Annotated in this window: 22 protein-coding genes; 14 read left to right on the plus strand and 8 right to left on the minus strand. The window is 73.2% G+C overall.

From position 1 onward, the window contains the following. The first annotated feature begins 1 nt into the window (after position 1). The 12 genes from LQ940_RS06330 to LQ940_RS06385 all read left to right on the plus strand — a co-directional run bounded on the left by LQ940_RS06330 (position 2) and on the right by LQ940_RS06385 (position 11,779). Positions 2-1,036: an LLM class flavin-dependent oxidoreductase gene (locus LQ940_RS06330; protein ID WP_231241895.1), complete on the plus strand. Its 1,035-nt coding sequence runs from the start codon at positions 2-4 to the stop codon at positions 1,034-1,036. After that, positions 1,033-2,238: a CaiB/BaiF CoA transferase family protein gene (locus LQ940_RS06335; protein ID WP_231241894.1), complete on the plus strand. Its 1,206-nt coding sequence runs from the start codon at positions 1,033-1,035 to the stop codon at positions 2,236-2,238. The genes LQ940_RS06330 and LQ940_RS06335 overlap by 4 nt, the downstream gene beginning before the upstream one ends. After that, on the plus strand, positions 2,235-3,623 hold the full coding sequence (locus tag LQ940_RS06340; RefSeq protein WP_231241893.1) for an MmgE/PrpD family protein: 1,389 nt from the start codon (positions 2,235-2,237) through the stop codon (positions 3,621-3,623). The genes LQ940_RS06335 and LQ940_RS06340 overlap by 4 nt, the downstream gene beginning before the upstream one ends. Continuing rightward, complete coding sequence (locus tag LQ940_RS06345; RefSeq protein ID WP_231241892.1) at positions 3,620-4,864, plus strand: RidA family protein; 1,245 nt, start codon at positions 3,620-3,622, stop codon at positions 4,862-4,864. The genes LQ940_RS06340 and LQ940_RS06345 overlap by 4 nt, the downstream gene beginning before the upstream one ends. Next, a complete protein-coding gene (locus LQ940_RS06350; RefSeq protein ID WP_231241891.1) occupies positions 4,861-5,361 on the plus strand; it encodes an FAS1-like dehydratase domain-containing protein in 501 nt (166 codons plus the stop codon). The genes LQ940_RS06345 and LQ940_RS06350 overlap by 4 nt, the downstream gene beginning before the upstream one ends. Then, entirely contained in the window at positions 5,358-5,786 is a 429-nt protein-coding gene (locus LQ940_RS06355) for a MaoC/PaaZ C-terminal domain-containing protein (RefSeq protein WP_231241890.1), read from the plus strand. The genes LQ940_RS06350 and LQ940_RS06355 overlap by 4 nt, the downstream gene beginning before the upstream one ends. Continuing rightward, complete coding sequence (locus LQ940_RS06360; protein WP_231241889.1) at positions 5,783-6,943, plus strand: acetyl-CoA acetyltransferase; 1,161 nt, start codon at positions 5,783-5,785, stop codon at positions 6,941-6,943. Before LQ940_RS06355 ends, LQ940_RS06360 begins: the two co-directional genes overlap by 4 nt. Beyond that, positions 6,940-7,368, plus strand: a complete 429-nt coding sequence (locus tag LQ940_RS06365) for a Zn-ribbon domain-containing OB-fold protein (protein ID WP_231241888.1) — start codon at positions 6,940-6,942, stop codon at positions 7,366-7,368. Before LQ940_RS06360 ends, LQ940_RS06365 begins: the two co-directional genes overlap by 4 nt. A 16-nt stretch (positions 7,369-7,384) precedes the next feature. Next, complete coding sequence (locus LQ940_RS06370) at positions 7,385-8,557, plus strand: acyl-CoA dehydrogenase family protein (RefSeq protein ID WP_231241887.1); 1,173 nt, start codon at positions 7,385-7,387, stop codon at positions 8,555-8,557. Continuing rightward, positions 8,547-9,395 carry an HpcH/HpaI aldolase/citrate lyase family protein gene (locus tag LQ940_RS06375; protein ID WP_231241886.1) on the plus strand — a complete coding sequence of 283 codons (849 nt, stop codon included), beginning with the start codon at positions 8,547-8,549 and terminating at the stop codon, positions 9,393-9,395. The genes LQ940_RS06370 and LQ940_RS06375 overlap by 11 nt, the downstream gene beginning before the upstream one ends. Before the next feature lie 124 nt (positions 9,396-9,519). Further along, positions 9,520-10,896 (plus strand): hypothetical protein, encoded by a 1,377-nt coding sequence (locus tag LQ940_RS06380; RefSeq protein ID WP_231241885.1) that lies wholly within the window; start codon positions 9,520-9,522, stop codon positions 10,894-10,896. 85 nt (positions 10,897-10,981) lie between these two features. Then, entirely contained in the window at positions 10,982-11,779 is a 798-nt protein-coding gene (locus LQ940_RS06385; protein WP_231241884.1) for an SDR family oxidoreductase, read from the plus strand. A 3-nt stretch (positions 11,780-11,782) separates the two neighbouring features. Here LQ940_RS06385 and LQ940_RS06390 read toward each other — a convergent pair whose 3' ends face one another. Genes LQ940_RS06390 through LQ940_RS06410 form a run of 5 tightly spaced genes read right to left on the minus strand, consistent with a single transcriptional unit; the run spans position 11,783 to position 17,729 of the window. After that, positions 11,783-12,784: an MDR family NADP-dependent oxidoreductase gene (locus LQ940_RS06390; protein WP_231241883.1), complete on the minus strand. Its 1,002-nt coding sequence runs from the start codon at positions 12,782-12,784 to the stop codon at positions 11,783-11,785. A 10-nt stretch (positions 12,785-12,794) separates the two neighbouring features. Further along, complete coding sequence (locus LQ940_RS06395) at positions 12,795-14,261, minus strand: dihydroorotase (protein WP_231241882.1); 1,467 nt, start codon at positions 14,259-14,261, stop codon at positions 12,795-12,797. Beyond that, a complete protein-coding gene (locus LQ940_RS06400; protein WP_231241881.1) occupies positions 14,258-15,688 on the minus strand; it encodes an MmgE/PrpD family protein in 1,431 nt (476 codons plus the stop codon). Before LQ940_RS06400 ends, LQ940_RS06395 begins: the two co-directional genes overlap by 4 nt. Then, positions 15,685-16,515, minus strand: a complete 831-nt coding sequence (locus LQ940_RS06405) for a cyclase family protein (protein ID WP_231241880.1) — start codon at positions 16,513-16,515, stop codon at positions 15,685-15,687. Before LQ940_RS06405 ends, LQ940_RS06400 begins: the two co-directional genes overlap by 4 nt. Then, positions 16,512-17,729 (minus strand): CaiB/BaiF CoA transferase family protein, encoded by a 1,218-nt coding sequence (locus LQ940_RS06410; protein ID WP_231241879.1) that lies wholly within the window; start codon positions 17,727-17,729, stop codon positions 16,512-16,514. The genes LQ940_RS06405 and LQ940_RS06410 overlap by 4 nt, the downstream gene beginning before the upstream one ends. Positions 17,730-17,755: 26 nt before the next feature. Here LQ940_RS06410 and LQ940_RS06415 point away from each other — a divergent pair, with 26 nt between their 5' ends. Next, positions 17,756-19,204, plus strand: coding sequence for an FAD-dependent oxidoreductase (locus tag LQ940_RS06415; RefSeq protein WP_231241878.1), 1,449 nt, complete (start codon positions 17,756-17,758; stop codon positions 19,202-19,204). On the opposite strand, the gene LQ940_RS06420 is transcribed toward LQ940_RS06415, so the two are convergent. Genes LQ940_RS06420 through LQ940_RS06430 form a run of 3 tightly spaced genes read right to left on the minus strand, consistent with a single transcriptional unit; the run spans position 19,179 to position 22,734 of the window. Beyond that, positions 19,179-19,895 carry a hypothetical protein gene (locus tag LQ940_RS06420; RefSeq protein ID WP_231241877.1) on the minus strand — a complete coding sequence of 239 codons (717 nt, stop codon included), beginning with the start codon at positions 19,893-19,895 and terminating at the stop codon, positions 19,179-19,181. The genes LQ940_RS06415 and LQ940_RS06420 overlap by 26 nt on opposite strands. Then, positions 19,895-21,154 (minus strand): DUF4437 domain-containing protein, encoded by a 1,260-nt coding sequence (locus LQ940_RS06425; RefSeq protein WP_231241876.1) that lies wholly within the window; start codon positions 21,152-21,154, stop codon positions 19,895-19,897. Before LQ940_RS06425 ends, LQ940_RS06420 begins: the two co-directional genes overlap by 1 nt. A 32-nt stretch (positions 21,155-21,186) precedes the next feature. Next, complete coding sequence (locus LQ940_RS06430; RefSeq protein WP_231241875.1) at positions 21,187-22,734, minus strand: class I adenylate-forming enzyme family protein; 1,548 nt, start codon at positions 22,732-22,734, stop codon at positions 21,187-21,189. A 115-nt stretch (positions 22,735-22,849) separates the two neighbouring features. On the opposite strand from LQ940_RS06430, the gene LQ940_RS06435 reads away from it, so the two are divergent. Next, a complete protein-coding gene (locus tag LQ940_RS06435; protein WP_231241874.1) occupies positions 22,850-23,563 on the plus strand; it encodes a DsbA family oxidoreductase in 714 nt (237 codons plus the stop codon). Positions 23,564-23,568 lie beyond the last annotated feature (5 nt).

Below are 23,568 nucleotides of genomic sequence, written 5' to 3' on the forward strand. Positions count from 1 at the left end.
CATGCGGATCACCTTCGCGCCGTGGGGCGAGACCCTCGCCGAGCTCGCCGACGCCGCCCGGCGCGCCGAGCTGGCCGGCGCCGAGGTCGTGTGGGCGCCCGAGCTGCACCGCAGCGCCACGGTGAGCGCGGCCGCCCTGATCCAGGCCACCAGCACCGCCCGGGTGGGCACCGCCATCGCGCTGGCCTTCACGCGCAGCCCGATGGTGACCGCCCTCGAGGCGCTCGACCTGGACGAGCTCTCCGGCGGCCGGTTCGTACTCGGCCTCGGGACCGGGGTCCAGCGCCTCAACGAGGACTGGCACCACGCCCGCTGGGGCAAGCCGGTCGGCCACCTGCGCGAGACCGTCCGCAACATCCGGCACTTCGTCGCCCACGCGACCTCGGGCGACGAGATGGCCCTCGAGGGGGAGTTCGAGCCGATGCGGATCCGCGGCTACGAGCGCCCCTACCCGGTGCAGCGCACCGAGATCCCCGTCTACCTGGCGGCCATGGGGCCGGCGATGACCCGGCTGGCCGCCCGGATCGGCGACGGCTGGATCAGCCACGAGCTGTGCTCCCCGGCCTACCTCGCCGAGCGGATCCTGCCGGAGATCGACGCGGGGCTGGCCCAGGCCGAGGGCCGCAGCCGCCAGGACGTCGAGCTCGTCGTCTCGGCGTGCTGCTCGGTGGACGCCGACCCGGCGTCGGCGCTCGAGCGGGTCCGCGGTCACGTCGGCTTCTACGCCAGCGTGCGCACCTACGCCGACTTCTTCGCCTTCCACGGCCTCGGCGAGGCCCAGCAGCGGGTGGTCGAGGCGTTCCGCAGTGGCCGGGGGGCCGAGCACCTCGCCCAGGTGGTCACCCCCGAGATGGTCGACGCGGTGACCCTCAACGGCGACCGCGACCGGGTCGTCGAGCAGCTCGCCGCCTACGACGGCCTCGCCGACGCGGTGAAGCTGTCCGCCCCCACCCACGGCCTGACCCCGGCGGAGATCCGGGCCGGCCAGGACCAGGTCGTCGACCTGATCGAGACCCTCACAGGAGGTCGGCCGTGAAGCCGCTTCAGGACATCCGCATCATCTCGCTCGAGCAGTACGGCGCAGGCCCGTTCGGCAGCGTGCACCTGGCCGACCTCGGCGCGGACGTGATCAAGATCGAGGACCCCAGCGTCGGCGGCGACGTGGGCCGCTACGTGCCGCCGTACCACGAGGAGGAGGACTCGCTCTTCTTCGAGACCTTCAACCGCAACAAGCGCTCCATCTCGCTGGACATCAAGACCGCGGAGGGCCGCGCGGTCTTCGAGGACCTGGTCCGCAACGCCGACGCCGTCTACTCCAACCTGCGCGGCGACGTGCCGCAGAAGATCGGCATCACCTACGACCAGCTCAAGCACCTCAACCCGGCGATCGTGTGCTGCTCGCTGACCGGGTTCGGGATGACCGGCCCGCGCCAGCAGGAGCCCGGCTACGACTACGTGCTGCAGGGCCTGGCCGGCTGGATGGAGCTCACCGGCGAGCCGGACGGGCCGCCGACCAAGTCCGGGCTCTCGCTGGTCGACTTCTCCGGCGGGTACGTCGCCGCCGTGGCGCTGCTCGCGGGCCTGCACGCCGCCAAGCGCGACGGGATCGGCATGGACTGCGACGTCAGCCTCTACGACACCGCGATGGCGATGCTGACCTACCCCGCCACCTGGCACCTCAACGCCGGCTACACCCCACAGCGCACCAGCCACTCCGCCCACCCCTCGCTGGTGCCGTTCCAGGCCTTCGAGGCCTCCGACGGCTGGTTCGTCGTCGGCTGCGCCAAGGAGAAGTTCTGGGTCCGCCTCGCGGCCGTCCTCGGCCACCCGGAGTGGGCGCAGCCAGGCTCGCCGTACGCCACCTTCTCGCTGCGCCAGCAGCATCAGGGGGAGCTGACCGCCGAGCTGGACGCGATCTTCCGCACCGGGACCGTCGAGCACTGGCTCTCGCTGTGCTACCCGGCCTCGATCCCGTGCGGTCCCATCAACGACGTCGAGCAGGCGCTGAAGGACGAGCACCTCGCCGCCCGCAACATGCTGGTGACCACCGAGCACCCGCGCTACGGCACCGTGACCCAGCTGGCCTCGCCGGTCCGGGTCGGCGCGGAGGTCCCGACCTACGTCCGGGCGCCGCAGCGCAACGAGCACGCCCACCAGGTGCTGACCGAGGTCGCCGGGTACGACGAGGCGAGGATCGCCGAGCTGCGGGCCGCCGGTGCGTTCGGGGCCGTGACGTGAGCATCGCCCCCGACCTGGCGCGGTGGGTCGTCGGACCGCTCGACGTCCCGGCCGCGGTCGAGCACGCCGCGCTGCGACACCTGCTCGACGGGGTCGCGAACGCCGTCGCGGCCGCGCGCGCCGGGGCCGCCGACCCGGCGGTCACGGTGGCCACCGGCCTCGGCGGGCCGGCCGAGGCGACGATCCTGGGCTCCACGACGCGCGTCTCCGCGGTCGCGGCCGGCCTGGCCAACGGCACGCTCGTGCATGCCCTCGACTTCGACGACACCCACGCCGGAGGTCTGGTGCACGCGACCGCCGTCGTCCTGCCCGCCGCCTTCGCGGTCGGGGAGCAGGTCGGCGCCAGCGGGCGGGAGATCCTCGACGCGTCCGTCGTCGGCTACGAGGTCGCCTGCCGGGTCGCCGCCGCCGCACCGCACGGCTTCCACGCCGGCGGCCTGCACGCCACGATGGTGGCGGGCGTCTTCTCCTCCGCGGCGGTCGCCGCCCGGCTGACCGGCCTGGACGCGGTCACCACCGCCCACGCACTGGGCATCGCCGGCAGCCAGGCCGGCGGGCTGCTCGCCTTCCTGGCCACCGGCGCCAGCACCAAGCAGCTGCACCCGGGTTTCGCCTCGCAGTCCGGCATCCTGGCCGCCCGGCTGGCCGCTGCCGGCGCGACCGGCCCGGAGACGGTCTTCGACGGCCCGCACGGTGTCTACGACGCGCTGGCGACCGGGCCCGTCGACACCGGGGTCATCCTGCGCGACCTCGGCAGCAGCTGGGAGACCACCCGGATCGGCATCAAGCCCTGGCCGACCTGCCAGCTGGCCCACGTCACGATGGCCGCGGCCCAGCGGGCGCTGGCCGACGCCGGGGTCGCGGCCGCCGAGATCGTCGGCCTGCACGCGCAGGTGCACCCCGACTCCGCCTCGGTGGTCTGTGCGGGCGACCGCGACCTGACCCGGCCGGCCAGCCCCTACGCCGCCAAGTTCAGCCTGCCGTGGAGCGTCGCGGCGATCCTGGTCGACGGCCGGGTGGGCGTCGACACCTACGACGCGGCCGCCCTGTCCCGCCCGGAGCTCAGCGCCCTCGCCGCCCGGGTCACCTGGGACGTCACCGACCGGTCCGGCGTCGTCGCAGCCGACGCGCCGGGCGACGTCGTCCTCACCCTGGCCGACGGGCGGACCGTGACCGGCCACCTGGACCGCAGTCCCGGCGGCGGCTCGGCGCCGCTGTCCGACGAGAGCCTGCTGAGCAAGGTCGTGGGCAACGTCGGCCCCACTGGGCCCGACCTCGCCGCCGCCGTACGCCGGCTGCCCGGCGCCCCCGACCTGACCGAGATCCTCGCGCTGGCCGCTGCGGCCGCCGAGCCGACCCGCGCCTCGCAGGAGGTCCCCGCATGACCCTGTCCGCGATCAAGCCCGCCGACTTCCCGTGGTTCCCCTACGAGGGGTTCACCTTCAGCCTCGGCCTCACCGAGGCCGACCACGGGCAGCGCAGCGCCTGGACCTCGGGTCACACCTCGGCGCGCCACGACCAGGCCCTCGGCAAGATGACCGTCCACGGCACGATGGAGGAGCAGGCGCGCATCGCCTACGCCAAGTGCCTGGCCGTCCTCGAGGCCGCCGGCTTCGGCCCCGAGGACGTCACCCGGGTCAGCGAGAACGTCACCATCGCCGGGCTCGCCGCCTACGAGGAGGCGGCCGGTGTCCGGCGCGAGCTGCTCGGCGAGCGCCCCACCGTCCGCACGGTCGTGGTGGAGCGACTGGTCCGCCGGGCCGCCCGGCTCGAGGTCGAGCTGCACGCGGTCACCGGCGGCGGACGTCAGCTGCGGGCCGCCTCCGAGTCGCGCGAGGCCGGGACCTGGCAGGCCTCGGCCATCACCGAGGGCCAGGACGGCGTCGTGTACCTGCCGACCGTGACCCCGATCGACGAGCACGGCGAGGTCGTGCACCCCGGCGACTTCGTGGCCCAGTACCGCTACGTGCTGGAGCGGGCCGGGGTCCTGCTCGAGCAGGTCGGGCTGAGCCTGGCCCACGCGGTCACGACCTACGACTACTCCACGCCCGAGACCCGCGCGGTCTACCGCGGCACCCACCGGGTCCGCAAGGAGCTGCTCGGCAACAACGAGGGCGGCGTCTACCCGGGGGCCGGTGGCATCCTGATGAGCCGGCTGCACGCACCGGGCGCGCTGGTGGCCATCGACGTCACCGCCTCCCGGCACCCGTTGCAGATCGTCAACCCCGGCTGGTCGCGCTACGACACGCTGACCTACGCGCCGGGCGTCAGGGCCGGGCGGACCCTGTTCATGTCCGGCTTCGCGGCGCTCGACATGGAGACCCAGCAGGCGCTGCACCCGGGCGACCTCGGCGCGCAGGCCGAGGTGACCTACGGCGCGATCCGGCACCTGCTCGAGCACGCCGGACTCGGCCCCGCCGACCTGCTGGAGACCACCGAGTACTGCGTGGAGTCGGCGGTCGGCGACTACCGGGCCGTGGCGCAGGTGCGCGAGCGCCTGCTCGGCCCGCCGTGGCCGGCGTCCACCGGCGCGCTGTGCCACAGCCTGCTTCGCCCGGAGTTCCTGCTCGAGGTCTTCCCGACCGCGCTCTACCCGGCCGTCGACCCCGGGCAGGCCGGCGCATGAGCCTGCTCACCGAGGAGGTCCGCGCCCTCGAGGGCCGCACCGCCGTCTACACCGCACCGGAGCCGATGGGCGCCGCAGCGGGGCGCTACTTCGGGCTCGCGATCGGCGACGACAACCCGCTCTACTCCGACCCCGACTTCGCCCGGGCCCAGGGCCTGGCCGGCGTCACCGCGCCGCTGACCCTGGTCTGCGAGACCAACCAGTACGCCGGGCTGCCGATGGACCACGAGGGCTACGCCGGCCACACGTGGGGCCTGGACATCCCCGGCACCCGGCAGGTCCGCGGCGGCAACCGGTATGTCTTCCACCGCCGGATCCGGCCCGACGACGTGGTCACCGCGACCTGGAGGATCGCCTCGGTGACCGAGAAGGTCACCGGCTCGGGCAGCCCGATGCTGGTCATCGGCTCCACCGCGACCTACACCAACCAGGACGGCGAGGCGCTGGCGGAGAACGCCGAGACGATCATCTTCGTCGGGCTGGGGCCGGCCTCATGAGCATCGCGGTGGGCGAGACCGTCCCGGTCCTCGAGCGCACGATCGGGCTGACCGACATGGTCGCCTACGCCGGCGCCACCTGGGACTGGCACCGGCTGCACTACGACACCGCCTACGTCCAGGAGCGGGGGCTGCCCGGCCCGATCGTCGACGGCCAGGTCTACGGCGCGCTGCTGGTCGAGATGCTGCAGGACTGGCTCGGTCCGCAGTCCTTCGTGCACGAGCTGGAGTTCACCTTCCGCAACCTGGTCTTCGCGGGCGAGACGCTGCGCTGCGCGGGCACCGTGTCGTCGGTCGGCGAGGACCGGATCGAGGTCGCGATGACCGTGGTCGTCGTGGCGGAGGACGGCTCCGACGGGCGGGTCGCCGCCGCGCCGTGCCGGGCCGTGGTCCTCCTCGGGCGCCCCGACGGGCCGGGAGCATGAGCGTCCGCGGACGCACGGGCGTCGCGGTCGTCGGCGCCGCCGAGTGCGACCTCGGAGTCACCGACTCCTCGGTCCTCACCCTGCAGACCCAGGCAGTCACCCGGGCGCTGGCCGATGCCGGCCTCGGACTCGCCGACGTCGACGGCATCGCGGCCACCGGCGTCGGCCGCTTCTCCGCCACCCAGCTCGCCGACTACCTCGGGGTGGTGCCCACCTGGACCGACTCGACCTTCGCCGGCGGCAGCGCCTTCGAGATGTTCGTGGCCCGGGCCGCGCAGGCGATCGCCGCGGGCCAGTGCCGCACGGTGGTGATCAGCTTCGCCTCGAACCAGCGCTCGGCACGCTCCCGACGGCTGGGCGGCGTCCATGAGCCGTGGCTGCCCGAGGCGCAGTTCGAGGAGCCCTACGACGTGCTCTACCCGCTGTCGTACTACGCGATGGCGGCGCAGGCCTACCTGCACCGCTACGGCGGCACCCGCGAGCAGCTCGCGGAGGTCGCGGTGGCCGCCCGCGAGTGGGCGCTGCTCAACCCGCAGGCGTTCCGCTACGGCGCGGGCCCGCTCAGCGTCGAGGACGTCGTCGGCTCCACGATGATCTCCAGCCCGCTGACCGCCGCCGACTGCTGCCTGGTCACCGACGGCGGGGGAGCGGTCGTCCTCACCTCCCTCGAGCGGGCACGCGACCTGCGGCGGCGGCCCGTCGAGGTGCTCGGCTACGGCGAGCGCACGACCAACTCCTCCTTCACCTCCGTCGACGACCTCGCCGTCCCGGGCGCGCGGGGCTCGGTGCAGGACGCCTACGCGCGGGCGGGCATCACGGCCGCCGACCTCGACCTGGCCCAGGTCTACGACTCGTTCACGATCACCGCCGCCCTCAGCGTGGAGGCGCTCGGGCTCTGCGGTCCGGGTGAGGCCCTCGAGTACATCCAGGGCGGCACCATCCGCCCCGGCGGTGCGCTGCCGCTGAACACCAGCGGCGGCGGGCTGTCCTACTGCCACCCCGGTCAGTACGGCGTGCTGCTGCTCGTCGAGGCCGTGCGCCAGCTGCGCGGCGAGTGCGGTGCTCGTCAGGTGCCCGGCGCCGAGGTCGCGGTCGCGCACGGCACCGGCGGCATCCTGTCCACGCACGCCACCGTGGTCCTGGGGGCGCAGCGATGAGCGACTGGGTGCCCGGCGCCGTCCCGCCGGCGGACGAGACCACCGCGGCCTACTGGGCCGCCACCGGAGAGCACCGGCTCACCGTGCAGGCGTGCACCGCCTGCGAGACGGTCCAGCACCCGCCGCGCGCGCTGTGCACCGGCTGCGGCTCGATGGACGACCTGGTCCGGGCCGACGCCGCCGGCACCGGCGTCGTCGACGCCTTCACCGTCGTGCACCGGGCCCCGCGCCCGGAGCTGAGCGTGCCGTACACGCTCGCGCGGGTGCGGCTCGCGGAGGGCCCCGTCGTCCTGACCCGCCTCGAGCCCGCCGAGCCCGGCGAGCAGGGCTGGCGCACCGGCGACCCCGTCGCCGTGGCCTGGGCCGACCTGCCCGACGGCCGCGCCCTGCCGTACTTCATCGCCTCGACCCACCCCGCCCCGTGACCAGCAAGGAGCACTGATGGACTTCCAGCTCGACGAGGACCAGCGCGAGTTCAAGGCGCTGCTGCGCCAGTTCGTCGACAAGGAGGTCGTCCCGGTCGCCCGCGAGTGGGAGCAGGCGGGCCGCTACCCGACCGAGATCGTCGACGGCATGAAGGACATGGGGCTCTTCGGCATCACGGTGCCCGAGGAGTACGGCGGACTCGACCTCGACCCGGTCTCGTTCGCGCTGGTCTTCGAGGAGATCTCCCGCGGTTGGATGGGCATCGCGGGCATCCTCGGCAGCCACTCGCTGGCCTGCCGGCTGATCGCGATGCACGGCACCCAGGAGCAGAAGGACGCCTACCTGCCCGGCCTGGCCACCGGCGAGCGGCGCACCGGCATCGGCCTCACCGAGCCCGATGCCGGCACCGACCTGCAGGGCATCCGCACGACCGCGCGCCTCGAGGGCCCGCCCGGCGACCAGCACTACGTCGTCAACGGCGCCAAGATGTGGATCACCAACGCCCGCCACGCCGACCCGCTCCCGGTGCTGGTCAAGACCGACCCCTCGGCGTCCCCGGCACACCGGGGGATGAGCGTGCTGCTGATCGAGGCCGACACCCCCGGCTACGAGGTCACCAAGGACATCCCCAAGCTCGGCTACAAGGGCACCGAGTCCTGCGAGATCACGATGACCGACGTACGGGTGCCCGTCTCCCAGCTGGTCGGCGGCGTGGAGGGCCGCGGCATGCAGCAGGTGCTCTCGGCGCTGGAGTGGGGGCGGGTCAACATCGCCGCCCGCTCCGTCGGGATCGCCCAGCGGGCCCACGACGAGGCGCTGTCCTACGCCCAGCAGCGCAAGGCGTTCGGCAAGCCCATCTCGGACTTCCAGGCCATCCAGCTCAAGCTCGGGGAGCTCGGCACCCAGGTGCAGGCCGCTCGGCTGATGGCCTACTGGGCGGCGGACGCGGTGAGTCGCGGCCGCGCCGACGGGGCCACCGGCATGGCCAAGATCTTCTGCTCCGAGGTGGCCCTGCAGGCCGCGATCGACGCGATGAAGGTCCACGGCGGCTACGGCTACTCGACCGAGTTCGAGGTGGAGCGGCTCTACCGCGACTCCATCCTCATGAGCATCGGCGAGGGCACCAACGACGTCCTTCGCACGGTCGTGGCGAAGTCACTGATCAAGGGAGAGACTCGTGTCGGTTGACCTCAGCACCTGGTTGGCGCGCTCGGCGCTGTACGTCCCCGGCGACGCCCGGGACAAGCTCGACCGGGTCCTCGAGCGCGGTGCGGACGAGGTCATCGTCGACCTCGAGGACGCCGTCGCGCCGAAGGCGAAGGACGCGGCGCGCGAGACCGTCCGGATCTGGCTCCACGACCTGCCCGAGCTCGACAACGTCGCGGTCTGGGTGCGGGTCAACTCAGGCGGGCTCCGCGAGGCCGACGTCCGCGCGGTGGCCGGCGCGCCCGCGCTCACCGGCTTCCTGGTCGCCAAGACCGAGACCGTCGACGAGCTCCTCGACCTCGACCGGCTGCTGTCCTCGCTCGGGTCCCTGGCCGGCGTCGTCCCGCTGCTCGAGAGCGCCGGCGCGGTGCTGCGGGCAGGCGAGCTCGCCGGCGCACCGCGGGTGCAGCGGCTCCAGATGGGGGAGGCGGACCTGCGCGCCGACGTGGGCATCACGCCGGGGCCCGACGAGCGCGAGCTGCTCTACGCCCGCTCGCACGTGGTGATGGCCTCCCGCGCCGCCGGCATCAAGCCGCCGATCGCGCCGGTGTCGACCGACTTCCGCGACCTCGACGCGTTCGCGGAGTCGACGCGCGAGCTCTCCCGGCTGGGCTTCGTCGGCCGGGCCTGCATCCACCCCGGTCAGGTGGCCGTGGCCAACGAGGTCTTCACGCCGACAGCCGACCAGGTCGACACCGCCGCCCGGCTGGTGGAGCGCTGGGAGTTCGCCGGCGCCGGCGTCGCGGTCGATGACGAGGGGCGCTTCGTCGACGAGGCGGTCGTCCGCCAGGCGCGACTGGTGCTCGCCCGCGCCCGCTGAGCCTGAGTGTCTCGAAGAATTAACACGTTCGTCTCCCGAAACCCTGGGCGAACTCATAGATATCGTATATCTTCGCGTGAGATGTAGACCACACCGTGGGGTGCGGTCGCCACGAGGAGGATTGATGCGTTTTCGCAAGCTAGCCGGCCTGTCGGCCGGAGCCCTGACTCTGGGCATGCTGTCGGTGCCGATGCTGATGGCACCGGCCCATGCCGCGGTCTCGTCGACCGCACAGGCGGTATTCACGTGCGGGACGGGGACGCAGACCTCGACCTACGACGCCACCATCACCTTCTCGCTCGCGCACGACAACGGTGGAGCGAAGCTGAGCGCCACGTTCACCGACATGCCCAACGGGGCGCCCCCGCGGTTCGTGAACTTCCCGGGTGCGACGATCTCGAACAAGCTGACCGTCACCTCCGAGGGCGCCGATGTCGTCCTCACGGGCTCGCACACGGCCGACTTCGTCGGCGGTAAGCCGACGAAGATGCCGAAGGCCACGGGCTCGCTGGCGACTCGCCCCAGCTCGATCAGCATCAAGAGCTACTACTACAAGGTCGACAAGGCCGATGGCACCGGCCAGGCCGCCGCTCAGGACTGCACCCTGTCCGCGCCGGTCACCGTGTCGTTCGCCGACGAGCCGCAGCTGGCCGGCGTGAACGCGACCTGCACCGTCGACATGACCGAGAGCGGGTTCGGGGGGAAGAGCAGCTACCCGGCCAAGCTGGAGCTGGCGGCGACCATGCCCGCGACCGGCACCGTCGGCACCGCGCTGAGCGTCCCGGTCACGACCACGCTCACCTTCGGCCGTGAGTTCTCCGACTACATCCAGACCTCGCCCGTCAAGAAGGTCACCGGCGCCGTGACGCCGGGGATCGCCGCGGGCCCGGACAGTGCCGCGGGCAGTGTCCCGCTCAGCACCTGGGACCGGACCCTGACGCCCGGAGGCACGGGTATCGGGCAGCCGGTGCCCGAGTTCATCTCCCTCACGGGTGAGGGCGCCATGTCCCTGACCCCGTCGGCCGCCGGCACGCACGCTGTCACCCTGGCGGGCGCGGCGGGCGTGGCCACCATGACGGTCACCTTCGGTGACGCCGTCATGGACGCTCCGCTCGAGTGCGGGCTCACCACCGCCCAGGCGATGGGCTCCCTTGCGGTCGCCGAGGCGGGCCCGACGCCCGCCTGCACCAAGGCCCAGGCCGACGTGAAGACTGCCGACGCTGCGGTCACCAAGGCGGAGAACCAGGTCACCCAGGCCAAGAAGGCCGTGACCAAGGCGAAGGCTTCGGTCAAGAAGGCCCAGGCCAAGGTGACCAAGCTGTCGAAGAAGAAGCAGACGCCGGCCGTGAAGAGGCAGCTCAAGGCCGCGAAGAAGCAGCTCAAGGCGGCCAAGGCCAAGGTGGCGAAGGCCAACAAGCAGCTGACCACGGCCAAGAAGCAGCTGACGACGGCGAAGCAGAAGCTCGCGGCCGCGAACGCCGCGGTCAAGGCCGAGTGCTGACCCGCTGACGCACGGCGATGCCCCGGTCCCCTCGTGGGGCCGGGGCATCGTCGCTCCGACCTGACCCACTCCTGGAGGGACCCCCATGACCAACGCCGTCATCACCGGAAGCACGAAGGGCATCGGCTTCGCGCTCGCGCGTGAGCTGCTGCTCCGCGGCCATCACGTCGTCGTGACCGGACGCGGTCGCGAGGCCGTCGACGAGGCGGTGAAGCGCCTCGGCGCCGAGACGAGCGGCGGTGGCCGCGCGCTCGGCGTCCCGACCGACGTGACCGACCCGGCCCAGGTCCAGGCGCTCTGGGACGCGGCCGTCGCGGACCTCGGCTCCGTCGACCTGTGGGTCAACAACGCGGGGGTCGCCTACACGATGCGCACCATCGTGGAGACCACCTCCGAGGAGGTCGCCACCATGGTCGGCACCAACATGCTGGGCACCATCAACGGCTCCCAGGTCGCCGTCCGCGGCATGACGGCCGCCGGTGGGGGTCGGCTGTTCAACGTCCTCGGAGGTGGCAGCGACGGCTCGATCCGTCCCGGCATGGGCGTCTACTCGACGACCAAGCGCGGGCTGGACCTGTTCACCAGGGCGCTGGTGAAGGAGGTCGCCGGCACGCCCGTGCGCGTGGGCCAGGTGCGGCCCGGGATCCTCATCACCGACGGCTGGCTGCGCGAGGCCGCCAGCCACCCCGAGTCGGTCTCGAGCCAGCGCAAGATGCTCAACATCCTCGCCGACCACGTGGACGAGGTCGCGCCGTACCTAGTGGAGCGGATGCTCGCGAGCACCAAGAACGGCGAGGAGATCTCCTGGCTGACCAACGGGCGCATGATGCGCAAGTTCCTGCGCGGCGCCAAGGACGACAAGCTGGCCCGCTACGGCCTGTAGCCCTCACCCGAGATCCACGACCACCTTGCCGACGTTGCGCCCGCTCATCAGGCGGGAGAAGGCCACGGGGGCCTCGGCCAGGCCGACGTAGCGGTCCTCGAGGGCGACGAGGTCTCCCGACGTGAGCAGGGCGCCCACGTGCTCGGCGTGCTCCGCGGCCAGGTCGGCGTGGTCGTAGACGACCATGCCGCGCACCTGCGCCCGTGCCGTCATCACCGCGCCGGCGCGCAGCCGGGTGGGTGCGCCGCCGTTGTACTGGTCCATGAGCCCGCACAGCGAGACCCGGGCGCCGAGGGCCAGCCGCTCCATCACGACGTCGAGCGTGGCCTGGTCGCCCAGGTGCAGGTAGGCGTCGACCCCGTCGGGGCAGGCCTGGGCCAGTGCCTCGTCCAGGCCGGGGCCGCGGCGCACGGCGGCGGTGAGCCCCAGCCGGCCGGTGGCGAGGGCGGCCTTGTCGTCGGACCCGACGATGCCGACGACGCGCGCCCCCGCCCGCAGGGCGAGCCGGCCGGCGACGGCGCCGACCCCACCGGTGGCGGCGCCCAGGACGACGGTCTCACCCGCGCGCGGGCACAGCTGGCGCACGTGGGCGGCGTACGCCGTCAGGCCGGGCATGCCCAGCGCGCCGAGAGCGGCGGACACGGCGACCCCCGGCGGGACCGCGACCACCGAGACGTCGGCGCCGGGGACCACCGCCTCACTGCGCCAGCCGGTCTCGGCCAGCACCAGCCGGCCGACCTCCACGTCCGCGCACCGCGACTCCACGACCTCGCCGACCGAGCGGCCGGGCGGGACGTCACCGGGCCCCACCGGGGCGTCGCCGAAGTGCCTGCCGCCGAGGGTGGAGCGCTGGTAGGGGTCCAGCGAGAGGCAGCGGACCGCGAGCCGCACCTGACCCTCGGTCAGCGGGCTGCGGGGCAGCTGCACGAGCGCGAAGTCCGCCGGCGCCGGGACGCCGTCCGGGACGCGGGCGAGCGCGATGGCGCTCACCGACTGCGGGTCCATGCCGAGCCCCTCAGGCCGTCGGCCGGCGGAGGTAGCGCCCGACCGGCTCGCCCCCGACGACCCCGTCGGTCATCACCCGGTGTCCGCGCACGAAGGTGTCGGTCACCTTGGCGGTCAGCTCGGCGCCCTCGAACGGCGTGTACTCCTGGGTCGACTCGGAGTCGGCGGCGTGCACGGTCCACAACGCCGCGGTGTCGACCAGCGCGATGTCGGCGTCCTTGCCGATGGCGAGGGACCCCTTGGTGGCGCCCAGCCCGTAGCGCGTGGCGGGGTTGGTCGCGGTCAGCTCGGCGACGCGGCCGAGCGGCAGGCCGCGCCGGGTCCCCTCCGAGACCATGCCGGCGAGCAGGTACTCGGCACCCCCGAAGCCGGACTTGGCCAGGAAGACGTCGTCCTTCGGCTCGCCGAACTTCAGCTCCTCCTTGCAGCAGGCGTGGTCCGAGACGACCCAGTCGATCTTGCCGTCGATCAGGTAGGCCCACAGCGCCTCGACGTCCTCGCGGGGGCGCAGCGGCGGGTTGACCTTGCCGCCGACGCCGTGGGCGGTGTCGCAGTCGGCGAGCAGGTGACCGACCGTGACCTCGCGGCGGAAGTCGATGTGCGGGAAGGCGTCGGCCATCAGGAGCGCCGCCTCGACGGCCTTGCGCGAGGTCAGGTGCAGCAGGTTGATCGTGGGCAGCTCGGTCTCGTGGGCGAGGTAGGAGGCGATCGTGACCGCGAGGCCCTCGGAGTGCGGGGGGCGCGAGGCGTGATAGGCCGGGAGCCCGCTGAGGGTGCCGTCCTCCTCGACGAGCTGGGTGTAGGCGGTCATGATCTCGGCCGTCTCGCAGTGCAGGGACAGCGAGATCTGGTCGGCGATCTCGGGGAACTTCTCCCGCGCCGCCTGGATGCCGCGCATCACGAACTCGAAGTGCGCGTAGTCGTAGCGCTCGCCCTCGGGCGTCATCAGGAACGAGCTCTGGTCGGCGCTGCGCCCGTGCAGCCCGTGCCCGCCGTAGAACATGAAGATCTTGAACGACGTCACGCCGTGCTCGCCGACCAGGTCGGGGATCTCCGCGATGTGCTCCCTGCTCATCGGCGCCAGGTGGTAGGCGTAGTCGACCATCGCCCGGCCCTCGGTCAGCGACAGCACCTCGGGGAAGAAGTCGGCGTAGGCGCCGCCCTTGTTGAGGTAGTACTGCCCGGTGCGCATGTAGGTGATCGCGGTCGTCACGCCACCCTGGGCGGACGCGCGGCTCTCGCTCGCGGCGTCCTCGGCGAGCGGGTTGTAGATGCCCCAGTGCTGGTGGGCGTCGACCACGCCGGGGAACGCCACCTTCCCACCGCCGTCCACCACGCTCGCGGCCGGCTCGGCGGCCAGGCCGGCCTCGAGCCGGACGATCCTGCCGTCGCGCACGCCGATGTCGAGCGGCTGCGGCTCGGCCTCGCCCGGCACCACGACCGAGACGTTGGTGATGATCAGGTCGAGCTCGGTCATGAGGGCTCCTCGGGGGTCGTGAGGCTGGACAGCTGGGTGAGTACGGCGCTCAGGTCGCCGGCGGCGCGCAGGTCGAGCACCCCGCGGCGCACGGCGTCGGCGGCGGCCGGGTCGAGCCGGCCGGCGACGTTGTCGGTGAACTTGCGGCCGAGCTCGTCGTCACTGAGAGGGCGTGCCGGTCCACCGCGGTTGGCGAGCACCTCCTCGACGAGCTCCTCGCCGGATCCGGTGCGCAGCGTGACGACAGCGGGGAACTGGTGGGGGTAGATCGCCCCGCACCGCTGGTCGGGCACCACCTCGACGCGCGCCATCACCGCCCGCCGGGCCGGGTCCTGCGCCAGTGCGTCGGTGAAGTCGTCGAGGCCGAGGCCGAGGCCGCCGCCGCCGAAGAGCCCCGCGGTGACGGCGTACGGCGCGCTGAACTGCGCCTGGTAGCCGGTCTCCGGCGCGCGCTTGACCTCGATCGGCTCCCCGATGGTGCGGATCACCGACGGTGCGACGCCCACGGTGATGGACACGACGTCCTCCGGGGCGACCCCGCGGGCCCGGAAGGCCAGGCCGGCGTCGATCACCGCGTGGGTGAAGTGGTTGGCCGGGTAGGGCTTGAAGAAGATGCCGGGCACCGACCACTCGGTGCCGAGACCCGCCGAGACGGCGGTGGGGGAGTAGCGCCCGTGCAGCCAGGCCTCGAAGAACCCGAAGCGCCCCTCCAGCACGGTCGGGGGGCCGGTGAACCCGCGCCGCACGAGCTGGGCGGCGGCGACGCCGGCCTGGGCGGCCAGGCCGCAGTGCAGGCGCTTGACGGTCCCGCCGGTCCGGTTGGCCTCGATGATCCCCGAGGCCATCGAGGCGGTCAGCCCGAGCGCGTCGAGCACCCCCTTGCGGTCCGCGCCGTAGAGCAGCGAGGCGGCGACCGCCGCGCCCATCGCGCCGGTGATGGAGGTGGCGTGCTGGCCGTGCTCGAAGTAGACCGAGTTGCCCAGCTCCTCGTCGTAGCCGGCCATGCCGAGCCGCACGGCGACCTCGAGACCGACCGCGACCGCCCGCACGACCTGCTCCCCGGACGCGCCGCCGTGCTCGGCGGCTGCCAGGGCGGCGGGCACCACAGCGGCACTGGGGTGCAGGACGGAGGGCAGGTGGGTGTCGTCGTAGTCGAGGGAGTGCGCGAGCACGCCGTTGGCGAGCGCGGCCTGCCCCGCGGTCACCTGCGTGGGCAGCCCGATGGCCGTGGCCTGCGGGTGGCCGCCCTGGTCGACGACGTGGGCGAGGATCGCGGCGCTGGTCGGCAGCCGGTGCGCGGCCACGCACAGGCCCAGCACGTCGAGCACGCGCTGCTGCACGCTGGTCGCGACGTCGTCGGGGACGCCGTCGGTGCCGGCGGTCACCGCGAAGTCGGCGACCAGTCCGCCCAGCGTCTGCTCGCTCATCGCCCCACCACCGCGAGCGGCCGGGCCGGGGACCCGGTCGCACCGACGAGCGGCAGGGGAGACAGCACGAACAGGAACTCGTGGACCTCCTCGCGCGCGAGCTCCTCGAGGTCCATCGTCTCGATGATGTAGATGCCGTGCTCGACCAGCAGCACCCGGTGGGCCGGCAGCAGCCCGTGCCCCGCCCCCGGTGCCAGCCGCTCGAACGCGATCGTGTCGGCGCCCGCGGCGTGCACCCCGCGGCCGGCGAGCCAGGTCGCGCCGGCCTCGCCGACGCCGGGCACTCCGGAGCTCTGCCCCATGAAGAGCTCGCGGTCCCCGGCGTCGAAGTGCTGCCCCCACCCGCTGCGCACCAGCACCACGTCGCCGGCGCCGATCGTCGTGCCCTGCCGCTCGAGCGTGGCCTCGAGGTCGGCCACGGTGATCTCCTGGCCGGGCTCGAGCCGGCCGACGCCGAGGGTGCCCGGCACGTCGAGCAGCACGCCGCGGCGCACCATCGGCTCGACCGTCTGCACGCCCAGCTCGACGTAGCGTCCGCCCTGGAGCGCGGCGCCGGCGTCCAGACCGCCGTACAGCAGGCCGTCCTGGGAGACGTGCACCAGCGCGTCGACGTGGGTCCCCACGTGGGTGCCCATCGAGATCATGTCGTTGGCCGCCGAGCCGCCGTCGGCGCGCACCAGGTCACCGTGACGGCGCGGGTGGGCGTGCCAGTACGCCGGGTGGTTGGGCGACTGCGGCATGCCCACGGTCAGCGGGCGCCCGAGGTCGAGGACCCGCAGCCCGGCGGCGGCGAGGTCGAGCAGCTGGGTGGTGGCGGGGGCAGTCATCGGATCGTCTCCTGGTCGCGCAGGCGGGCGAGCTCCTCGGCGGGGACGCCGAGCTCGGTGAGGACGGCGTCGGTGTCGGCTCCGAGCGCACGGCCGGGAAACCGGACCTGCCCGGGCGTCCGCGACATCCGCCACATGACGTTGTGCTGCAGCACCCGCCCGAGAGCCGGGTCGTCGACCTCGGTGAGCATCTCGGTGGCTCGCACGTGCTCGTCCTCCACGAGGTCGCGGGCGCTGTAGACCGGGGCGACGGCGGCGCCGGCCTCCGTGAACGCGGCCACCACCTGCTCCCGGGTGCGCGCACCGATCCAGCCGCCGACCAGCCCGTCCAGCAGGTCGGCGTGCTGGGCGCGGGTGTGGCCCGAGGCGAACCACGGCTCGTCGAGGACCTCCGGGTGGCCGACCAGCACCAGGACCCGCTCGGCGATCGCCTGGGCGCTGGTCGACACCGCGACCCAGTGACCGTCGCTGGTCTCGTAGGCGTTGCGTGGCGCGTTGTTGGTCGACCGGTTGCCGTGGCGCGTGCCGACCTCGCCGGTGAGGCCGTAGACCGACGGACCGGGGCCGACGGCGGCCATGATCGGCTCCAGCAGGCTCAGGTCGACCACCTGGCCGAGGCCGCCGTTGCGCTCGCGCTCGAGCAGCGCCATCGACACGGCCGACGACGCGGCGATGCCGCAGATGGAGTCGGCCAGGCCGAACGCCGGCAGCGTGGGCGGCCCGTCCGCGGCGCCGGTCAGGTGCGCGAAGCCGCTCATCGCCTCGGCGAGCGTGCCGAACCCGGCGCGGGCGGCGTACGGGCCGGTCTGGCCGAAGCCGGTGATCCGGACCAGCACCAGCCCGGGGTTGACCTCGTGCAGCTGCTCGGGCCCGACGCCCCAGCGCTCGAGCGTGCCCGGGCGGAAGTTCTCGACCACGACGTCGGCGGTCGCGGCGAGCCGCAGGAACAGGGCCGCCCCCTCCGGCTGCGACAGGCTCAGCGCCACGGTCTGCTTGTTGCGCGAGATCTCCGACCACCAGATCGGGGTGCCGGCGAGCGCCGGGCCGTGCCCGCGCATGCCGTCGCCGGCCACCGGGTGCTCGATCTTGACGACCTCGGCGCCGAAGTCCCCGAGGATCTGGCAGGCGAGCGGGCCGGCGAGGATCGTCGAGGCGTCGATGACCCGGACCCCGCGCAGCGGGCCGGTCACGTCCGAGGCGGGCGGAGTACTCATTCCCAAGATCATATATGATCTAGAGCGTGGCAGACGAGGGGTTCGACCTGGTGGTCGTCGGCACCGGACCGGCGGGCCTGACCTGCGCCATCCGCGCCGCCCGGGGCGGTGCCCGGGTGCTCCTGGTCGAGAAGGACCGCCGCATCGGCGGCACCCTGCATCTCAGCGGTGGCCACCTCTCCGCCGGCGGGACCAGCCTGCAGCGCGAGCGCGGGATCGACGACGACCCCGAGCGGCACCTCGCCGACATCCAGCGCATCAGCCACGGCACCGGACGTCGCGACCTCATGAGCCTGGTGACCACCCACGCGCCCGAGGTCGTCGAGTGGCTCGTGGAGCGCGGGATGCCCTTCGACCCCGAGACCCCGCGACTGGTCTACGGCCACGAGCCCTACGAGGTCCCGAGGACCGTCTACGGGGTCGAGGGCGGCCTGTCGATCCTGCAGGTGCTCGCGGCCGAGCTCGACGAGGTCCGGGCCGCTCATGACCTCCTCCTGTGGACCGACGCCCCGGTCACGGGGCTGACCACCGACGCCGACGGGCGAGTCACCGGTGTGGAGGTCTATCGCGGCGGTGCCGAGCTCGAGGTCGAGGCGCAGGCCGTGGTGCTGGCCACTGGCGGCTACGGCGCCGACGCCGAGCTGTTCGCCGAGCGGCACGGCATCGCCCTGGTCACCGTCGCCTCCCGGACCTCGACCGGCGACGGGATCCACCTCGGCCGCAGCGTGGGCGCGGGCCTGCAGGGGGAGGGCACCTACCTGCCCACCTTCGGCGGGATGCCGGACCCGCAGGCGCCGCACCGCGCCAACTGGGCCGAGCGGGTGCTGCTCACCACGGAGCGGGCGCCGCGCGAGATCTACGTCGACCGCGCCGGTCGGCGCTGGATCGCCGAGGACGAGCCGTCGATCGACCTCAAGGAGCGGGCCCTGACCGGGCTTCCGGACCAGGTCTTCTGGACCGTCTTCGACGACGACGCCGTGGCCCGCGCCGGGGGCGACCAGCCGCCGATCGTCCTGGGCTGGGCGCCCGACGACCTGCGTCGCCACGCCAACGTGCGCCCGGGCGTGTACGCCGCCGACACCTTGGAGGAGCTGGCCGGGCTCGCGGGGATCGACCCGACCGGGCTGGTCGCGTCGGTCGCGGCGTACAACCGGGCGGTCGCCGAGGGGCACGACCCGGAGTTCGGGCGGACCCACCTGCCCGCGCCGATCGCGGCGCCCCCGTTCTACGCGCTGCTCAACCAGGGCATCGCCGTCGTCACCTTCGACGGCCTGGACATCGACGACTCGTTCGCCGTGCGGGACGAGGCGGGGGCGCCGATCCCCGGCCTGTTCGCGATCGGCGAGGTGATCGGCGCCGGCGCCACCTGCGGCAACAGCTTCTGCTCCGGGATGCTGCTCACCCCGGCGCTGGTCTTCGGGCGGCTGCTCGGCGAGCGGTGCGGCAGCCTCAGAAGGCCGACGACCCCGGCTTGATGACGCCGAGCGCGGCCGCCAGGAGCACCAGCGCCCAGATGCCGTAGACCCACGGCTCGCACCGCCGGATCGAGCCGAGGATCGCCCTCTCCACCTCCGGCGTCGTCCCGGACGTGACCAGGCGCCCGAACGCCGGGCCGAACGGCACCAGCTGGCGCCGGATCATCACGCCGCAGAAGATGCACAGCGCGTAGGCCACGACCTTGGCACCCAGCCACTTCGGGTTCGTGTCGACGCCGAACGGGTCGGTGGCGACCATGGTGTAGATCCCGGCCGCGAGCAGCCCGGCGCTCAGCGCGTAGCGCACCAGCAGATCGGCCCGCTGCGAGAGCCGCGCGATCGCGGTGTCCCCGCCCCGGTAGTCGATCACCGAGACCGCGAGCCAGGCCAGGCTCGCGACCCACACGAGCGCCAGCAGCCAGCCGTGCACGAAGAAGTCGTCGCCGAGCGGACCCCAGGCCATCAGGGTGACCCCGCTGGGCAGGATCAGCACCAGCGAGACCCGCGGCGCGATGTCGACGCCGTGCATGATCTTCGTCGACACCGCGCGCGCCTCCGGCCCGAGGTCGGACTTGAGGATGTAGCGGCTGGCGTAGTAGACGCCGACGTCGCCGCCGAGCCAGTAGGCGAACAGCACGATGTGCAGGAGCACCGCGAAGCTGTGCCCGTCGAACCCGTGGACGGCCTCCATCACATCCCGTCGCCGTCCCAGCGGCCGCGCGAGCGGCTGCGCACGGGCATGCTGGAGAGGATCGGCGCCGGGATCGGGTCGCCCTTCTGCCAGGGCCGCCCGGCGCCCCAGTTGTGGGCGTGCTCGTCGGTGCGCTCGTCGGCGTGCTCGGTCTCGCGCCCGCTCCAGCCCCAGTCGAGGTCGGCCGGCGCGTGCCCGTGGTCGTGGTCGTGCCCGTGGTCGTGGCCGTGCTCGCCGCCGCCGTGCCCACCTTGCAGGTTGAAGGCGTCGAGCGCCTTGGCGATGGCGATGTCGGCCTTGTGGGCCCCGGAGCCGTGGTGGGCCACCGGGGCGTCGTACTGCCCCTGGTCCCTCTGGAACTGCCAGGACGCGGTCAGCTGGCGCATGTCCTCGTCGGTGCGCCACGGCTGGGCCATGTCGTGCGTCGAGTGCGCCCACCGGGCGGCCGGGTGCGGGGCCTCGTCGAGCCCGTCGGGGCCGTAGTTGACGCCCTCGCCGCCCCAGCGGACCCACTCGTTCTGGGTGTACCAGTTGGCCAGCTCGCCGTCGGAGCGCAGCAGCCAGGTGGCGCCGCCCTCCATCGTGGTGAAGTGGCCGTGCTTGACCCGCGCGGGGCGGAAGAAGTAGGTGCCGAGGTCCAGGGTGCCGAAGTTGTACTCCATGTGGCCCTGGGTCGTGTAGGCCTCCTCGTAGCAGGGGTGGTGGGCCAGGCGGTGGTCCGACCAGCCCTCCTGCGCGTGCACCAGGCGGGTGTAGAAGCCGCTGACCGGGTCGACGTGGAGGTACTTGATGAACAGCCCCGGCATGGGGCCGGGGTTGGGCACGGCGTCCCACGTCATCGCCTCGGAGTCGATGACGATGACGTCCTCGCGGGCGTCGGCCCAGCGCGAGGCGCCGGCCAGCGAGTCGACCGGGTCGAAGCCGGCGTCGCCGTACTCGCGGTAGTGCAGCATCCGGGTGCCCTCGGCGGCTTTGAGGTAGTCGATCGGCACGCCCTTGGGTGCGTAGACGTAGCCGCCCTTGCCGATGCGCCGCCCGCCGTAGTCGATCTCGCCCTCGACCACGTAGTACTCGGTGTTGGCGTGGTGGATGCCGGGGCCGCGGCCCCAGTCGGTGTGGAAGTCGATGCGCAGCGACGAGGAGCCGTCCTCCTCGTCGACCGAGAGCCGGCGCTCGCTCGCGCGGCCCTCGCCGCCGGGCAGCTCGGCGGCGTGCCAGACGTAGTCGTCTTCCTGGATGAGCTCGACATGGGGTCGCACGGGGGCTCCTCGTTTCGGTGGTGTGGGTGGGGTCAGTCGGTGGTGACGAGGCCCGCGCGCAGCTCGCGCTTGAGGACCTTGCCGCCCGCGTTGCGGGGGAGCGCCTCCAGGGCGTCCCAGTGGCGGGGCATCTTGTAGCCGGCCAGCCGGTCTCGGCAGTGCGCGCTCAGCGAGTCGCGGCAGGCGTCGTCGAGGGCGCCGCGCAGCACGACGTACGCCGCGACCTCCTCGCCCCAGGTGGTGCTGGGGACGCCGATGACCGCGACGTCGACGACGGCGGGGTGCTCGCGCAGCACGTCCTCGACCTCGCGGGGGTAGACGTTGAGCCCGCCGGAGATGATCAGGTCCTTGAGCCGGTCGACGATGTGGACGTAGCCGTCCTCGTCGCGGACGACGACGTCGCCGCAGGTCACGAAGCCGTCCTCGGTGGTGCAGGCGGCCGTCGCCTCGGGGTCGTCGTGGTAGCCGTTCATGAGGAACGGCGAGCGGCTGAACAGCTCGCCCGGCTCGCCGGGGCCGACGGGGGCGCCGTGCTCGTCGACCACCCTGAGCTCGGTGAGGAACCAGGCATGGCCGACGGAGCCCGGGCGGGTGTGCTGGTCGACCGGGCGCAGGTTGGTGATGATGCCGGACTCGGTGGACCCGTAGAGCTCGTGGATCCCGCACTGGGCGAACTCGGCCATGACCCACTGCTTGAGCGTCCAGGGCAGCGCGGCCGCGTTGAAGTAGAGGGTGTCGAGCGCGCTCAGGTCGTGGCGGGCCACGGCGCCCTCGCCGAGCGCCCGCAGCATCTGGGCGTGCGTCGGCACCAGGAACGTCGACTGCACCCGGTCGCGCTCGGCCAGGCGCAGGAACTCCTCGGGGTCCCAGGAGCGCAGCATCGACACGGTGCCGCCGGCGAAGACCGGCGCGTAGCCGAACGCGAAGCCGGCGCCGTGATACATCGGCGCGACCGCCGCGGAGCGCCGTCCGGGGCCCAGCCCCCACTCCAGCGCGCTCAGGTAGAAGGTCAGCGCCCGGCTGCGGTGCGAGATCAGCACGCCCTTGGGGCGACCGGTCGTGCCGGAGGTGTAGGCGATGCAGAACGGGTCCAGCTCGGCGACCGCCACCTGCGGGTCGGCGGCGCGCGAGGTCTCCAGCACGGCGTCGTACGACGGGCCAAGCTGGGTGCCGTCGAGGCAGAGCGCGAGCAGCCCGAGCTCCGTGACGGCGTCGCCGACGATGCCCGCCAGCGCGTCGTCGAGCACGACCGCGCGGGCGCCGGAGTGCTCCAGGATGAACCGCGCCTCGGATGCGGTGAGCCGGGGGTTGAGGGGCACCATGACCAGGCCGGCCTTGGCGATCCCGGCTGCCAGCTCCGGGTACTCCAGGCGGTTGCCGAGCAGAACGGCGACGCGCTCGCCGGGGGCGAGGCCGGCTGTGAGCAGCGCCTGCGCCACCCGGCTGGACCGCTCGTCCAGCGCGGCGAAGGTCAGCTTCCGGTCCCCATCGATCACGGCCGTGGCGCCGGGCGTGGCCCGGCCGAACTCACGGACGCCCGCAGCGATCGACAGCGCGGCGCCACCGGGGTGGATCGGCATCCGGGTTCCTCTCGCGCGCTCGGTGGGAATTCCTACACAATATACGATATTGCCCGGCGACCGGAAGGGCGACGTCCGCGGGAATGGCCACCACGGCGGCCGACGTTGGCGCTACATGCGCATCGAGATCTGGTCCGACGTCGTCTGCCCCTGGTGCTATATCGGCAAGCGCCGTCTGGAGGCCGCGCTGAGCGGCTTCGAGCACGCCGACGACGTCGAGGTCGTCTACCGCTCCTTCGAGCTGGACCCCTCCGCGCCCCATCACGGCACGGAGAAGACGCTGCCGAGCATCGCGCGCAAGTACGGGCGCAGTGTGTACGAGATGCGGCCGATGATGGAGGGCGTCATGGCGACGGCCGTGGAGGAGGGGCTCGACCTCAAGCTGTTCGACACCGTCCACACCAACACCATCGATGCCCACCGCCTGCTCCACCTGGCACTCGAGGCCGGTGGCCCGACGCTGCAGCGGCGGCTCAAGGAGGCCCTGCTGGCGGCGTACTTCACCCGCGCCGAGGACGTCGGCGACCACGCCGTCCTGCGCCGCGTCGCCGTCGAGGCCGGCCTGGACCCCGCGCGCGTCGACACCGTCCTCTCCGGCGATGAGTACGCCGCCGACGTCGCCGCCGACATCGCCCAGGCGCGGGCCTACGGAGCCACCGGCGTCCCCTTCTTCGTCGTCGACCAGCGCTACGGGATCTCCGGCGCCCAGCCGGTCGAGGCGTTCACCCAGGTCCTCGAGCGCGCGTGGGCCGACACCCACCCCGCCATCGAGGTCCTCGCGGGGGGACCCGACGCCGCCGTCTGCGGGCCCGACGGCTGCGCGGTGTGATCTTG

The sequence above is a fragment of the Nocardioides sp. cx-173 genome (assembly GCF_021117365.1).
Classification (GTDB): Bacteria; Actinomycetota; Actinomycetes; order Propionibacteriales; family Nocardioidaceae; genus Nocardioides.